At 54.7% G+C, this 14,697-nt stretch carries 11 protein-coding genes and 2 tRNA genes; 3 read left to right on the plus strand and 10 right to left on the minus strand.

Going from position 1 to position 14,697, the window contains the following annotated elements:
* Positions 1-189 precede the first annotated feature (189 nt).
* Both SOM61_RS04415 and SOM61_RS04420 read right to left on the minus strand, forming a co-directional pair.
* Positions 190-1,023, minus strand: coding sequence for an OmpA family protein (locus SOM61_RS04415; protein ID WP_320472972.1), 834 nt, complete (start codon positions 1,021-1,023; stop codon positions 190-192).
* Positions 1,024-1,032: 9 nt separating this feature from the next.
* Positions 1,033-1,329: a DUF4398 domain-containing protein gene (locus SOM61_RS04420; protein ID WP_320472973.1), complete on the minus strand. Its 297-nt coding sequence runs from the start codon at positions 1,327-1,329 to the stop codon at positions 1,033-1,035.
* A 371-nt stretch (positions 1,330-1,700) separates the two neighbouring features.
* Between SOM61_RS04420 and SOM61_RS04425 the strand changes: the two genes are divergently transcribed.
* Entirely contained in the window at positions 1,701-2,339 is a 639-nt protein-coding gene (locus SOM61_RS04425) for an NAD(P)H-dependent oxidoreductase (RefSeq protein ID WP_320468194.1), read from the plus strand.
* 152 nt (positions 2,340-2,491) lie between these two features.
* Here the strand turns inward: SOM61_RS04425 and SOM61_RS04430 are convergent, their stop codons facing one another.
* The 5 genes from SOM61_RS04430 to SOM61_RS04450 all read right to left on the minus strand — a co-directional run bounded on the left by SOM61_RS04430 (position 2,492) and on the right by SOM61_RS04450 (position 8,168).
* A complete protein-coding gene (locus SOM61_RS04430) occupies positions 2,492-3,664 on the minus strand; it encodes a GGDEF domain-containing protein (RefSeq protein ID WP_320472974.1) in 1,173 nt (390 codons plus the stop codon).
* Between the two features lie 200 nt (positions 3,665-3,864).
* Positions 3,865-3,939, minus strand: a tRNA-OTHER gene (locus tag SOM61_RS04435).
* A 273-nt stretch (positions 3,940-4,212) separates the two neighbouring features.
* Positions 4,213-5,388, minus strand: a complete 1,176-nt coding sequence (locus tag SOM61_RS04440; protein WP_320472975.1) for a rep family protein — start codon at positions 5,386-5,388, stop codon at positions 4,213-4,215.
* Positions 5,389-5,569: 181 nt separating this feature from the next.
* Positions 5,570-6,199 carry a hypothetical protein gene (locus SOM61_RS04445; protein ID WP_320472976.1) on the minus strand — a complete coding sequence of 210 codons (630 nt, stop codon included), beginning with the start codon at positions 6,197-6,199 and terminating at the stop codon, positions 5,570-5,572.
* 1,375 nt (positions 6,200-7,574) lie between these two features.
* Positions 7,575-8,168 (minus strand): recombinase family protein, encoded by a 594-nt coding sequence (locus tag SOM61_RS04450; RefSeq protein WP_320472977.1) that lies wholly within the window; start codon positions 8,166-8,168, stop codon positions 7,575-7,577.
* Positions 8,169-8,941: 773 nt separating this feature from the next.
* On the opposite strand from SOM61_RS04450, the gene SOM61_RS04455 reads away from it, so the two are divergent.
* Both SOM61_RS04455 and SOM61_RS04460 read left to right on the plus strand, forming a co-directional pair.
* The gene (locus SOM61_RS04455) at positions 8,942-10,126 is read left to right on the plus strand and encodes a hypothetical protein (RefSeq protein WP_320472978.1); all 1,185 of its coding nucleotides are present in this window, start codon (positions 8,942-8,944) and stop codon (positions 10,124-10,126) included.
* Positions 10,127-10,140: 14 nt separating this feature from the next.
* Positions 10,141-11,235 (plus strand): hypothetical protein, encoded by a 1,095-nt coding sequence (locus SOM61_RS04460; RefSeq protein ID WP_320472979.1) that lies wholly within the window; start codon positions 10,141-10,143, stop codon positions 11,233-11,235.
* 394 nt (positions 11,236-11,629) lie between these two features.
* On the opposite strand, the gene SOM61_RS04465 is transcribed toward SOM61_RS04460, so the two are convergent.
* From SOM61_RS04465 to ispB, 3 genes are all read right to left on the minus strand, one after another.
* Positions 11,630-13,303: a site-specific integrase gene (locus tag SOM61_RS04465; RefSeq protein ID WP_320472980.1), complete on the minus strand. Its 1,674-nt coding sequence runs from the start codon at positions 13,301-13,303 to the stop codon at positions 11,630-11,632.
* A gap of 212 nt (positions 13,304-13,515) precedes the next feature.
* Positions 13,516-13,592 (minus strand) — tRNA-Pro (locus SOM61_RS04470).
* Positions 13,593-13,644: 52 nt separating this feature from the next.
* Positions 13,645-14,634 (minus strand): octaprenyl diphosphate synthase, encoded by a 990-nt coding sequence (ispB, locus tag SOM61_RS04475; protein ID WP_320472981.1) that lies wholly within the window; start codon positions 14,632-14,634, stop codon positions 13,645-13,647.
* Between the last annotated feature and the right edge of the window lie 63 nt (positions 14,635-14,697).

The raw sequence follows: 14,697 nt of genomic DNA on the forward strand, positions 1-14,697 counted from the left end.
GCGCATCATGGACCGGCCGGGCGGTCGCGCCGGCTGTACTCCCGGGCCGGGACATGATGGATCGACATCGAAGGACGCGCAACCAGCAAAAAAGCCAGATCGTTTTATCGAATCTGGCTTTTCCTGCCCGCGAAGGCTAAGAACGAGGACAGTCAGTGCTGATGCCCATAAAGATCCGTGTTTCAGGCATCATCGTTCGGGTTGCCTCGGTTGCTCGCCCGGATCGTCCGACGACACCGTGGCCGAGATTTGGGACGATCCCACCATTTGCGCCCCGTCAGCGGTAATGATCTCCGCACGCCGGTTTTCCTTGCGCCCAATCCTGCTGGCGTTGTTGGACGCCGGTTTCTCTTCGCCGTATGACCGGAGGGCGATACGGCTGGAGTCGATTCCACGGCGCACCAGGGCGACACGTACCGCTTCCGCCCGTTTCATGGCCAAGGCCTGGTTATATCGGGGGTTGCCGACATTGTCCGTATGCCCTTCGATCACGACCTCGCGTCCGGGATTGCTTTTCAATGTGGTGGCCAACTCGTTAATCGCCGGTACAGCGCTGGCCGGGAGCTGCGAAGCTCCAGTGGAAAAACCGATCAAGCCCTTTTGCGCGAGGTCCGGTATTGCGCTCGGTTTGCTGGGTCGTGCTGTAGCCGCAACCGACATTGTCTGGTTCAGCTCCGCCGCCGCAACCTTCACTGTCTCTTGTGCAGCACGCTCGTTGGCAAATTCTTGCGCAGTGGCTGCGCGCTGCTGTGCAAGATAGGCGAGATGCCTGGTGGCCGTCAGGTCGTGCTTGTCATTCCACGCTGTTTTTGCCTTTTGCAGTGAAGCGGTTGCGCGCTCCAGTTCGCTGGGAGCGTATTTGACCACCTGGGGATCGGCTGACGCGTGGTCGACAGCCTGCCCGGCATTGTCGATAGCCGCACGTGCGGCAGCTACCTCGGACGCCGGCGGGGATGTCGCGCATCCCGTTGCGATGATACCGGCCACAACCGCGCCGGTGGCTGATCGGAGGATGTTGTTCATCTCTCACCTCTACTCATTCGAGTTTGCGCGGTTGATTGCCTCGCGCAAGGTCTGGTTAGTCTTGGTCAGTTCGGCAGCCGCGATCCTGGTCTGGGTCGATTCGCTCTTGGCGCGCGCCAGATTGGCGTCGACCTGCGCTTGCTGGGCCAGGCGCATCGCGTCGTGCTTGTGATGGCCGGTGGCAGCGGCGTTGGCTCGCGTCAGCTTATCGGCCGCCACGCCGAAATCAGCAGGAGCGTTTTCCTCCGCACCCGCCATCTGCGCTTGATCGACCGCCTCCCGACTGGTGGCAAGCTGATGGTTCAACTCTGAACTGGAACACGCGGACAGGGCAAGAAGACAGCATCCCGCCAACACGCGTGAGGGACGGTAAAAAAGTCTAACGTGGATCATGACGCCTCCCGGGATATCTGGATTATTAGAATTTCATCTTAAATGAGCGATGTTTGTTCTTCAATCAGACCAAAGGACAATCATCCAGGGTTCTCAGGCATGAGCGTGCCGTACTTATCTTCGCAACCATACTGGAGAGGAAATTCGGGTCAGGTGTCTGCGTTTCGTGTCGAAACAGGTCAGTGAGTCGAAGCCATGCCGCAGGCAGATGAGACGGCGCTCGGCAAGAAACTGCGGGGTCGGGCATCATGGCGCATTATTCACTCACATCGAAGGAATTCTGCATGTCTGATCTCCTGCAAACCTTGCAGTGGCGTTATGCCACCAAAAAAATGGATCCTGCCAAAAAGGTCGCCAAAGAGAAGATCGACCGCATTCTCGAGGCAGTGCGCTTGACGGCCAGTTCCAGTGGCTTGCAGCAGTACGCGTTGTTCGTGGTGACGAACGATGCTCTGCGTGAACAGATCAGGGCGCATGCCTGGAACCAGGCCCAGGTGACGGAAGCCTCGCACCTGCTCGTGTTTGCCGCGTGGGATAACTATACGGCTGAGCGCATCAATGAGATGTTCGATCTGGTGAACGCCGAGCGTGGCTTCAGGAACGAAGGTTGGGAAGCCTACCGCCAGCACCTGCTGTCGACGTATCCGCAACGCGACGCCCAGACCAATTTCGAACACGCCGCGCGCCAGGCTTACATCGGCCTCGGTAGTGCGCTGATTGCCGCGGCCGAGGAAAAGGTGGACGCCACGCCGATGGAAGGGTTCGATCCTGCCAAGGTCGATGAGATCCTGAAGCTGCGCGAGCGGGGATTGCGTTCGGTGATCCTCTTGCCTGTTGGCTACCGTGCGGATGAAGGAGACTGGCTCGTCGACCTGAAGAAAGTGCGTCGCCCGTTTTCGCAGTTCGTCACCGAATTGGCGTAGGCAGCCTGACATCCTGGCGAATCCACTGGCGTTCGATGCGCAGCAAAGATCGGCCGCGGGGGCCAAGCCAGGCATGCAACAATAAAAAAGCCAGACCGCTGATACTTGGTCTGGCTTGAGCTGCGGACCAGATGCGATGCAATACGGCTCGGTCAAATCAAGGCCGGGTCTGACATCGCGACCAGGGTGCAGCCGCGTCCCTGCGCCTTGGCCCGGTACAGGGCGACGTCGGCACGTTGCAGCAGGGTGTCGATGCTGTCGCTGACATGGATGGGCATGTCGACACCGGCACTGTACGACAGCGCGAATCCCAGCGCCGGCTGCGAGTGCTGCGCCAGCCACTCGCGCAGGCGTGCGTCGTACGCCATGATCGCAGCGCAGTCGGCGCCGTTGAGCAGTACGCAGAACTCTTCTCCGCCGTAACGGCAGCAGGTGTCGCCAGCACGGCTTACGGCGCGCAAGCCTGCCGCGAACAATTGCAGCGCGCGGTCGCCCACGGCGTGGCCATGCAGATCGTTGATCTGCTTGAAATGGTCGAGGTCGAGAAGCAGCACGCCGATCGGCTGCCGGTAGCGTACGCTGTTGGCCAAGTCGGCGCTGGCCTGTTTCAGCCAGGCCCGGCGGTTCAGGACGCCGGTCAGGCCGTCGATCGTGGCCAGCCTTTCGAGGTCGCGGGCAGCCTCGTCGCGGTGCGCCAGCAGGATGGCAGCCATCGACAGCACCAGCATCGAGTTCGATGACAGGGCGAATATCTGGTTGACCAGGTAAGCCCCGAAGAAGTTCGGAAACTCGTCGGTGTAGAACGCACCCAGCACGGCGCGGCAGGCCAGTACCGCCATCTGGACCGACAGGCAGATGACCAGCAGCCAGCGCCAGCGTCCGACCGCCAACTGCGGCGGCCGGCACAGTGTGACCACGACCGTGGCGATCTGCAGGGCCAGCAGGCCGTTGGCCCAGCCCACCCGAAACGCGTAGTCGGAAAAGCCGATGCCATAGCCGGCAGTCATCACGACAGCGATGGCGGTGGGCAGGCGCACGCCGGCATCGCGCCCGCACCAGAGCTGGAAGGCCATCGCATTGAACACCATGCCGCTCGACACGCAGGCCATCGCCAGCGTCGACATCAGGTGGTCGGCCCAGCCTCCCTGTGGGCAAGCGCTCGAGGCGATCAGGCTCAACCAGCCGGCGGTCTGCAAGATGATCCCGGCCTGTGCGCAGCGCGCCGCACGGTTTACCCGGCCCATGAAGTAGGGCAGCGTCACCGACATGATCGCCAGATTGAGTGTCATGGCGATGAACAGGGTGGGGACGTCAATTTTCAGCAATGACTCTACTCTCGAAAAAAGCCGTGAAGCGCAGCACCGCCGCTCTCTGCCCCAACTGGTCCTGGTGTCGGGGCGGGTAGGGCGCGGTGCGGGAACGGATGGGATGCCGGTGCGGCCGATCGTCACATGGCCAATGCCGCCAATGCGAGGTCTGGAAACAAAAACAGCGGAATTATATCCGCTGTTTTAAAGAAACTTTGTGGTCGGGGTGAGAGGATTCGAACCTCCGGCCTCTACGTCCCGAACGACAACTCTGTGATCTATACCGTACCCCGGGTTGCGGGTGATTCATTATAAATCAAAGACTTACAAGTGTAGTATTTTACTTCATGATATTGAAAATGCGTGGCAAAAAAAGAAAACTGCCACTGATTTGGCACTGATTTTTGAGCTGTGGCACTAGCCACTGATTTGCCATTCGCTGGCCGATACGAAAACAGCCGTGCTATGAAGTCCGCCGAGGGCGCATAGTAAGCCTCATGCTGTAGTGGTTATCCCCGCTACTGGAGAGCCGTATCCTCCAGTAGCCGCCCCCCGGCAGGGTATGTCTACGATGATGACGTGCCCATGATGCTGGGCCTTGACCTCATTACGGTTCTCGTTTCGCCACTGAACTCCAGCCGCATCCAGCCCAATGGGATGCGTCCATGCCCTTCACCAAGCGCTGAGCGGAGCAAGATAGCGACCATCTCCCGGCGCGACTTCACCACTGCCAGCGCTTCCCGCAGCCCGGCCTTCAGAATGGCATTCCATGCGTTTGCTGAGACAGCACCCAACGCCTCCTCGACAACCTCAGCACAGGCAGCCTCTGTTGCCTTAACAGCGGTGTTCTTAGACGCTTTGGCCGATCCGATGTAAGTCAGAGCGTGCTTGCCTTTGATGACGGTGGCATACTCTGTGAACAGGCGCTTGGCCGCACCTGTAACAGTGCTATCACTTGTCTGTGCGACGACGCGCAGTAAGTCCATCGGCGTCATGCTGTTGGGCTTCTTGCAGTAGCCCATGTTTTTGGTGTTGTAGGCCACCGCTCGTTGAGCATCGACATGGCCTATGATGGCGACGGCGGCCTGAGCTTCTTCGCTGATCGCAATTCCGACCTTCTTCCCGGCCTGCCGCCAATGGCTAGATACGATGCAAAATGCGTCGTCCAAGGCACTGCGCCAGGAGTGCCCTTTGATTTCTTGGGCGAGGTCTAGCTTGCAAAGGAAGCTAACGTGCAAATGCGGATGCCAGCCATGGTTCCCAAGCGTCACCTCCAACCGGCGAATACAGCCAACAATGCCTAGCTCTCTTGTTAGCCGTTTCCAGATCGGTGAGCTGCGAAGGCCCTTCCAGGTTGATTCCAGTCGCTCAAGAACAGTCGCCAAAGGCTCGTTGATGCGATGAGGAACTGTTAGCGCCGCATCAACAAGAACCCCTCCACCCAGGTAGTGCTCATGCACAAGGTGGGAAACGATCTGCTGCTCCTTGACCATCTTGCGGGCATGGCACACGGGGCAGATGTGACCAGCATCGCAGACCATCAGACCACTGAGCCGGGTGGTGCCGCGGTTGGTCGTGCTGACCATGATCGACGAGCCGCCCAGCCGATGCCGGAGGCAGGCACCAACCCGACTGTCAGGGAGGATTTCACGGACGATATTCTGGAGTTCTCCGCTCTCGTACTTGCCACCGTCGCGGTGTAAGAACGGGATTGTAGATAAGACTTGCTTGATGTGTGACATAAGACGCACTCGATGTGCGCCACAGTCCAGCAGATTAGTTATGTACCTTGCCTGCCTGATGACAGCTGAAAATATGCCCTCGCGCTGGGTCATGCGGCGAGTTTATGGTTGGGTATTCGTGCCGCCTGTTTTGGAGGCACCTGAATCAATGTAAGGCGCAGTCCGGGTGAAACATCGACCGTCATTTCCCGCAAATCAGCCGTTCACCGTGACTGATCTTCTGGACGTAGAAGAGATGCGGCAGGTCGCCTTGATAACCATGATGGCGAGCGTGCCGGCACAATGCCCAGGACTGCTCGCGGACGCCGTGGAAGCCAGGCTGGTTTGCGATCCGAGTGAGGTGATGCCCGACGGCGTCGTGATGACGCATGGCTAACGACGCGTCTAGCAGGGTATAGTGCTCGGCCACTTCACCTTTAGGTCGCCGCCAAGTCCAGCTGGTCGCACCGCGCACCGGATAGCGCACCAGTTGATAGCCCAGCCATTCAAGGCGCTTGTCGGTCACGTCGCGCAAATGCTCAGGCGAGTCAAGTTGACCAGCTGCGAACAGCATCAGCCATTCAACCTCTAGTGCGTCCAGCGGCCAGTACATGACCAGCAAGCAGTTGGCTTTGCAATGCTTCTTGCGCGTGAGGCGCTGGGCAGGCGTCGCGCCGATGGCATGGCGCTCATGCAGCTTACGGGCAAGTTGTATGGCCTTATCTGCGGGCACGGTGCCGTAGCAGTAACGGTGGTAGCCTTTGCCGATAGCGTCAATGACGCGACTCATGGCAGAGGTTTTGCTACGGCTGATGGGGGTTTGTGCAGTCATGGTTTTTCCCAGTAGTGGTTACACTCGGTATAGCACTTCAAACTGCGGATGAAATGTGATTGTGCTGGCACTGATGAGACGTAATGATGTTCCGTGCACAGCACGGCAAACGACGTCATGCAAAAACATGTGTTCATGAAGCTGTCGTCGCGCTATACCTTGATAGGACAGATGGATTTCTAAGGCCAATGCCTCAGCGAAGGCTGAGAAGCAATCGCAAGCATGGTGGTCCGCTCGGTGAGTCTTCAACGACAGGAGGGCTTAGCGAGCGGACCGCCAGACTGCAAACACATACGTCCGAAAGGACACGTTGGATCGCCATTCCGACAGGTTCCAGGTCGCCAACCTGGAACTAAGCAAACGCTGTAGCCGCATGCCTCTAGTAGGGCTGGTGCGGCTGCGAAGGGCGCTGGAGGGTGCAACTCCCTTCTTCGACCCGATCGCGCCGGTCCCTCCGGCGGATGTTGGGCGACACGGAAACGGCGCCAGGCAGGCAATGGCCTGGTGACCTGTTACCGAGTGAAAGCTGGTGAAAGTCCAGCTCAGGGGGCGTACTGTAAGGGCGCAACCTGTACCGCACACGTAGGCTGATGAGCATGCGGCGACGCATGAGGGCCGCAAGGGGAAACCTGGCGCGGTTGGCACCTCGGGAAACCGTGGGCCTCTGGATAGCTTAAGCGTGTAACGGCACCCCTTGAAGGGTGCTGTGCGGAGCAACGTAGAGCCATAGGCATGAAGCCGTGGTTCGTAGTCGATGAAGCATGACCTGAGTACCTGAGCCGCTATGGAACATCGGGCTGGGGAAACCTGCGGGGAGCCGGAAGGCTAGGGAAGTGTCGAGACAGTGGCGCTACGTCGCGCAGTAGCTGGTAACTAACGTGGGAACCTCTCTCCGTACCGTGTTGGATGGCACCACACGGGCTGATGGCAGAGAGGGGGAGACGACTGAGTAGGGTTTGACTCATAGCGCGATACGACCGAAGCGCTTGGGGAGCCACAACAGTGGCGGCACGGCAGGCACCGTGCCCCGAAAGGTTGAAGCGTTTGCGAATGTATGTGGCAGGGCCTGGCGGCCCGTTGTAGTGATATGCCTTCTGGTTTACCTGGCGGTAAATCGGATGATCTTCGACCTTGGTCGGTTGGAGCGCGAAAAAGGAAACATTACAAAGGTACTATCCAATGGCCGAGCATCACGCTCGATACGCGGCCATCTCTTAAACCACCCCGCTGCTTGCGGGGTGGTTTTCTGATCATCAACGAGGGGGCTGGGGCCTGTCAGAAATTCTGCGTGCGGGGCCAGAATTTCATAGTTAGTTAATCGCGTTCGTGAAGCACTCTCCAACGGTGAAAGGCCCGCTACGGGCCTGTATCCGTGTCAGACAGCGCAGTAGCGTTTCACGGTAGCGACCGAGATATCGAAATGTTCCGCGGTGGTGACAATGCTGGCCTTGTGTTCAGCACGCCACGCCTTCACCTCAACCGGGTTCAGCGTCTTGCTACGCCCCTTGTAGCGCCCGTCCTGAGTGGCCCTGGCTACCTCGATACCACGCTTCTGCATCTCACGACGGTTCAGGTAGTCGGCCTCGCCTTGCGCTGCCATGAAGGCCAGCACCGCGTCGCGCGTAGCCTTCATCATCGGGTCAGTGGCGGTGCCATCAAACGCCATGCCGTTCAGCGTACAGACCACTTTGACGCCCATCTTCATCAAGCTTTGCATGACGGAGTGGAGTTCGTCGTAGCGACGGCTGATGCGGTCTAACCACCGCACGTACAGCACACCACCATCAGACAGCTTGTCTATGACACGCTTCCACTCCACCCGATCCATCGGCGCTATATGGTAGCCGCTCACACCTTCATCAATGTGTACGTGCTTCGCCTGCACGCCATGCTTGGCTGCGTCGTCGTACTGACCGGCGCTGCTTTGTCCTTCGGTGGTACTAATGCGTCCGTAATAGATCGTCTTCATGGCTGATTGGTTCAGTTGGGTATATGGCTCAATAATACGGAATGGCTCATATACAGTCAACCCTATTGAGCTATATTAATGCAGGCTGTTGATTGGCTCACAAAGGTATACCCTTTAGAGCTATTGGCAGCACACAATGAGCGAGAGTGCAATTGCCCAGGCCCCTGGAAGGGGGGGCAGCTACCTGTCACCGACTCAAGCAAGATATGAACGCCGCCTCCACGACGAAGTAAGTGACAAATCGATAATGCTCAACCGCAGTGGCCGACTTTCGTTACGCAGCTCTGCAAGGCGAGCTTTCTCACGCTCACGGTACAGGCGGGCACGTTTCAGCAGGGTTAGAGCACCTGACAAAACCCGTCGATTGTCCTATGAGCAATAAACATGTACACTTTGGCAACGCGATCGGATGCTTTCGGCCAAAAGCTGTCCTTTGAGGACCTCATCCGACGCCGCGTAGCATACGACGTAAGGTCAGGCTCAGATATCAGAAAAGGTCTAGACCCTTAAAGACTTTGCCGAGTTCGACCGATTCGATGGGGTTCTGCCCTTGCCGTTCCTGGTCACCTGACGTCAGACTAGGCTATAGCCCAGATTGACATCGAAAATCTCTGCCTGAGCCAGAGACGACTCAGACCAAGTCTCATAGCAGGTCGATACGTTCTGAAGAGTCGTATGCAAGTAATTCTAAGAACAATTACTTGTCCTTATGGAAAATTGCATGCTAATCTGTGTATCTGTACAACATTCATTCTTCTTCAGGTTATTTATTCATGACATTTCCACTTTTAGTGCTTGAGGACAAGAACTCAAACTGTGTTTCCATAATGTTGACAGTTCCTCTCAAAACATATCTTTCCTTGGTTGAGGGGGCTTACAGTGAGCAAGGTGGATTAGCTGGACAGCGAGCACCCATACGTACTAAAACAGGACTAAAAATTCGACGGCGTTTGGTAGAGGATTTGACTCGCGGCGCAGTCATTCCGCCTATTGTTGTTGGAGCTGTAGCAAAACCTATAGAAATTAATCGATTTAAAAAAATGAATACGTCTCAGGAGTTAGTGGACGCACTAATTCATAAAAAAATCGATGTTTCAATTATTGATGGAATGCAACGGACTACTGCATTCATAGAAGCCAATGCGGAAAAAAAAATCGAACCATTGATTCGAGTAGAGCTTTGGCTGGCAAGAAAGGTAGACAGTCTCATTTATCGAATGTTAGTGCTCAATACTGGGCAGGTTCCTTGGGATTTGAAGCGACAACTTGAAACTTTGTATAAACCTATCGTAGCTAAAATTACCCACGAGGTTGCAAATATACGAGTCATCGGGCTTGACGATAATACTCGCCGATCACAGGCCGGTGAATACAGAAGTACCAAAATTATTGAACTGTTTTTAGCGTTCACTTCTAGGTCAGTTGATGTGGATATCCGAGAGCGAGTAGCTGAGGAGTTTGCAACTATTGATGTTACAGAGGCTACTGCTGATGAAGAGTTCTTCCCGTTGTTTATTGAGACTATCAAATTGATGGCGAGCGTGGATGCTCAATTTGATCGTGTGGAACGGGGGTATGCTGCAGTTGAGGGGGCTCGTGTCAAGAATGGCCGTGATATTTTCACATCAGTTCCAGCGTCTATCGGGTTCGTTGTTGCTGCTGCTGAAAAACTGCTTGGAGAGCCAGGGTTTGATTACGATCTAGATTCAGCAAAAAAAGAGATGGATAAAATTAAGAAGAATATTAATCTCTTGATTAAACATATAGGAAAATTAAAAGAAGAAGAACTGATCGAATTTTTGGACTTAGATACTTTAAATCAAATGTTGAGCGCAAGGTCCAGTCGTATTGGTGAGTACGAACGCAACCTTTATAAGAGGGCATTTCTCTTGTTAATGAATAAGGCTCCTCAGCTGATTTCGCAAGGCTCTCTAGCTCCTTGCTGGAAGGCTCGGTAATAGTGTCGGTTAATGTGAATGAACTTCTAAACACGCGATTACTAGAATGGGTCGTTACCCATCTGGCATCGGAAAATGTTGATGTTATTCCCTCTCCTTTCTGGGTCATTCCTATCGACATGAATGATCCAGTTTTTAAGGAGTTAGTTTCCGACGGGCTAGATCGCTTGAAAAGCACTAAGATTACTGGGGAGATTCTTCATGAATCACTAATCTTTATTGCATTGAGTGACCGTGATGGCAAAAAAATATGTGTTGCCAGTAGCGAGTCATCATTATCGAAATTAAATTTAAGTATAGAAAATAAAGATTTTATTGAAAGCGATCTTGGTTTTCTGCAATTCGCGCATCTTGTGACAAAATATAAGTTGCCTTCGGTTAATAAGATCCCTATTTTAAGCGTAAATGTCTCGCCTGTGTTCGAAGACGACATTCTTCCTTATTTTCCTAGGATTCATACGCTTAAATTAAGTGAGTTGGCAGAAGTTGATAGAATCGAAATAATTACGCTAAAAATTTTACTTGAAATTGAGAATGAAACAGTATATGTAAAAAAATTTAGAGATCTAATACTAAGTGTCGGCTACTCAATTCCAATTGAAGATCATGGCTGGATATTTGAGCAATTGTTCTCTGCTATTCGATCTCAACGCTTAGTAAATTTCTACTTAGGAATTTATAAATTATTTGAATTTTTTTTCCCGTTAGATAATATTTTTAGTTTGGCTGATAAATTAGAGTTCAATAATTCCGAATTGGTTTTGTTAGAATACTGCCGGGGTGCTTTAAGTTGGAACGTTAATCATCAACGTGGTTCACGGGCTGCAGCCTCTTATGCGCCAGTTGGATTTGCAGAAATGTGCCTGAATGAAACCTTTACCGGCCAAGACGATCAAATTCCGTCTTTCAAGGCTAAGGCTATCGATAAATTGACTAATTCTAGACATGCGCTTACCCATCAGGACTTTAAATCTTCTGATATTAAGGAAAATGATCTTTTGACTCTGACATCAGGATTGTTGACATTCCTGCGTGATGCTTTTACGCAATATGGCACACGTATTGCAGATCGTCGAAAAATCGTTCAGGATAAAAAGCAAAAGGAGTAATATTTCAGAATTAGCGTGTTAATTTTTGGATAACTTCTTTTTAGTATTTTTAATACATGAAGCAATCATCGAAAAACGGTTATACCGATATCCACCATTTGAAATAACTCCCTCTACGCGCTGCTAGAACGAAACGTGAACCTCTTGTAGTCAACACTCCGCTTTGGATCGAAAGCAGCCGGTCCTAGTCCCTGCTCTGTTAGTGGCCAGCGAGGTGCTGGACGCTGCATCGAGAGCCAGGGCAGCTGGGAGCTATGTAGCTTGCCGGATTCTTTTTTTGTGCAATAGCTAAAAGTGTTGCCCGCCAAGGGATATATATGGGATATCTCTTGTTGATGAGGGGAGTCGCTGCGAGTATGCCCACCGAAATCGGCGGGCGTAAAACGATCAATAATTAGGCAGCGCGGCGGGTGAAGTCCACATGAATGACGTTTTCGATAAGCGACCCCGGCGGCTTGGATGCATTCAACACCGCCGAATTGACGTCGTCCAAAGGCGGCGCTGAAGCTTCCATAGCAGATTGAGCCTTTGGCGATTCTTCGATGGACTTAATTTTCGAGACCACTACTTCACATCCGACCATTTCCTGGACAGTGATCTTCGCTTCTTTCTTGAGGCGCCTGCGCCCATGGTGAGTATCGATTTTCTCAGCACAGCTGAACGCTTCGTCGAGCCGCTTGGCCAGGCTCTGCGTGCACAGGTGTGCATATCGCAGTAGCATACGTACATCACGGTGCCCGCTGAAATGCTGAAGGTCGATCAGCGAGAAGCCACCTGGCGTATTACTGCCAATTTCCGCAACCCTGGAAATGGCTTCGTGCCTCAAGTCGTGCACATGGAGGTCATCGTTGCCTGTGAGGCCGGCATGCTCACACATCCTACCCCAGGCCTTGCGCAAGGCCTCATTGGTAAAGCCAAATACAAGCTCGCTGGTGCGCGGCAACTCCCGAAGCAGTTCGACCAGATCGCTGCGCAGCGGCAGCTTGCGTGGCCGCCCATTCTTCGTCTCGGGGATGAACGCCGTTTGCATCTCCAGGTCGACGTTGGACCAGAGCAGAGAGAGCGATTCGCCACGCCGGGCGCCAGTCATCAGTTGGAATTGCAGGAAGGATTCGTACATGGGAATATGAACCCAGGTCGCTTGTGCTTCGCTCAGATTTTGCTTGCGGGTTTGCCAGATACGATAGCGCGTAGGCGCCCCTCGAACTTGTTGAAGCTCGGGGGATACAAGTTGGTCAAGTCGGAATGCTTGGGACCACTTCTCATCTTCGATAAATGCTGCCTCCAGCAGACGGCCTTCTTCATCTGCTTTGAGGCGCCGGTCCCGTTCATTGAAGTATTTTGGACGTTTCACACCGTCCATTGGGCTGGCGAGGACATGGATGCGCCAAGTCTTGATGGCGATGCTGCAGACGGCAGAGAAGATGTCCAGCTCCCGATCCACGGTCGATGCCGACACCGTCTGAAGGCGCTCGTCAACATACTCAGTGAGGTCGTCTGGGACGATTTGCGCAAACGGCTTTAGGATGAAGCGCGTCGCCGAACACGAGGCTGAGCGCATCTTTTTACCAGTCTCTTTGCGAATCTTCATCGCTTTGACCTTGGCGCATGGATTGGGATGGCTGGCGACAATTTCCATGATGGATTGCCGCTGCAAACCCGCATCTTCCAGCATCGCATTGATCTTGTAGGCATCGATCTCGAAGCTCTTGTTGCGTGGAGCCTCTTCGCGCAGGTAGCGGATCATCAGTTCCGCAAGCGTGGTGTTTTGCGCTTTGGAATAGTCGATAAAAAGGCCCTGGCTGTGTTCAATCCTCAGCTTAGTCCTCACAAGTTCAGCCTCCTTCAGGGAGTTCGCGTACAACACTTGGTCCTCGCGCCCCTTTTTGCGGATGCGGACCATGTAGTAATCGTCCAGGCGGATCAGCTTGGGTTTGAATTTTTGCAACAGCAGGGACTGGCGGTAAGCTTCCGCATTTTTCTGCTTATCGTGGGGGAAGGTCTTCGTGAGGTCGTCGCGGTTCTTGACCGAGACCTGAAAGTGCGAGCGATTTTCGATGGACGCCATGTCCGTACTCCATGAAGTTGTGGAGGACGGTATAGGTCTATACAGATGGGATGAACTTTCGCGTTGCGCGACTGTTCGCCAAATGTCCCTGCAAATAAGCTCTGTTTTTTGCAATCGCCACTTCGTCACATGGCAGCTGCCACTGATTTACCACTGAATTGACTTGAAGGCGACGTGATATTTCAATAACTCATTGTTTTGCAAGGGAATTCTGGTCGGGGTGAGAGGATTCGAACCTCCGGCCTCTACGTCCCGAACGTAGCGCTCTACCGGGCTAAGCTACACCCCGACGGTTTGGGGTGTACATACAATGCCCCGGGAAGGCATTACTATAAAATCACTTAATGGTTCCTGTCAACAGCGAAACGGCTGAGCTGGAGCAGGCTATCCTTGAAGATATTATCAGGCAAATCCGCGATCGCATTCGACGCGCGGCGGGCCGCTTCTTCGGCCTGCTTGCGGGTGTAATCCAGCGCGCCGCTCGACGTCACCGCCGCCAGCACCGCATCGAATTGTTGCTCGTCTCCCTGCTCGATGCAATTGCGCACCAGCTCGCGCTGCTGCGGCGTGCCATGTTCCATCAGCCAGATCAGCGGCAGGGTAGGCTTGCCTTCGCGCAGGTCGTCGCCCAGGTTCTTGCCGATCTCGGCGGCGTCACCCGCATAATCGAGCACGTCGTCGATCAGCTGGAAGGCCGTGCCCAGCGAGCGGCCGTACTCGCCGGCTGCGGCGATCTGGTCGTCATTGGCGCCGGCCACCAGGGCGCCCAGCTCGGCTGCCGCTTCGAACAGCTTGGCGGTCTTGGAGCGGATCACCAGCAGGTAGGCAGCTTCGGTCACGTCCGGGTCGTGCATGTTCAGCAGCTGCAGCACTTCGCCTTCGGCGATCACATTGGTGGCGTCGGACAGGATCTGCATCACGCGCATATTGTCCAGGCCGACCATCATCTGGAACGAGCGCGAGTACAGGAAGTCGCCCACCAGCACCGAGGCGGCATTGCCGAACAGGGCGTTGGCGGTCTGGCGGCCGCGGCGCATCGAGGATTCGTCGACCACGTCGTCGTGCAGCAGGGTCGCGGTGTGGATGAACTCGACCACGGCGGCCAGCTCATGGTGGGCCGTGCCGCGGTAGCCGTAGGCATTGGCCAGCAGCAGCACCAGCACTGGACGGATACGCTTGCCGCCCGCGCTGATGATGTACTCGGCGATCTGGTTCACCAGGGTGACGTCGGAATGCAGCCGCTGGCGGATCACCGTGTTGACGGCCTCCATATCTGGGGCGATCGACTGGACGATGGAGTTCTGTTGGGCGTGTTGAGTGGCGGCTGACAAGGCTGACCTGCGAAGACGTGGGTTAACTATAAGAGTGCCGCGATTATACGGTATGCAAGGGGT

The sequence above is a fragment of the Massilia sp. CFBP9012 genome (genome assembly GCF_034045115.1).
GTDB lineage: Bacteria > Pseudomonadota > Gammaproteobacteria > Burkholderiales > Burkholderiaceae_D > Telluria.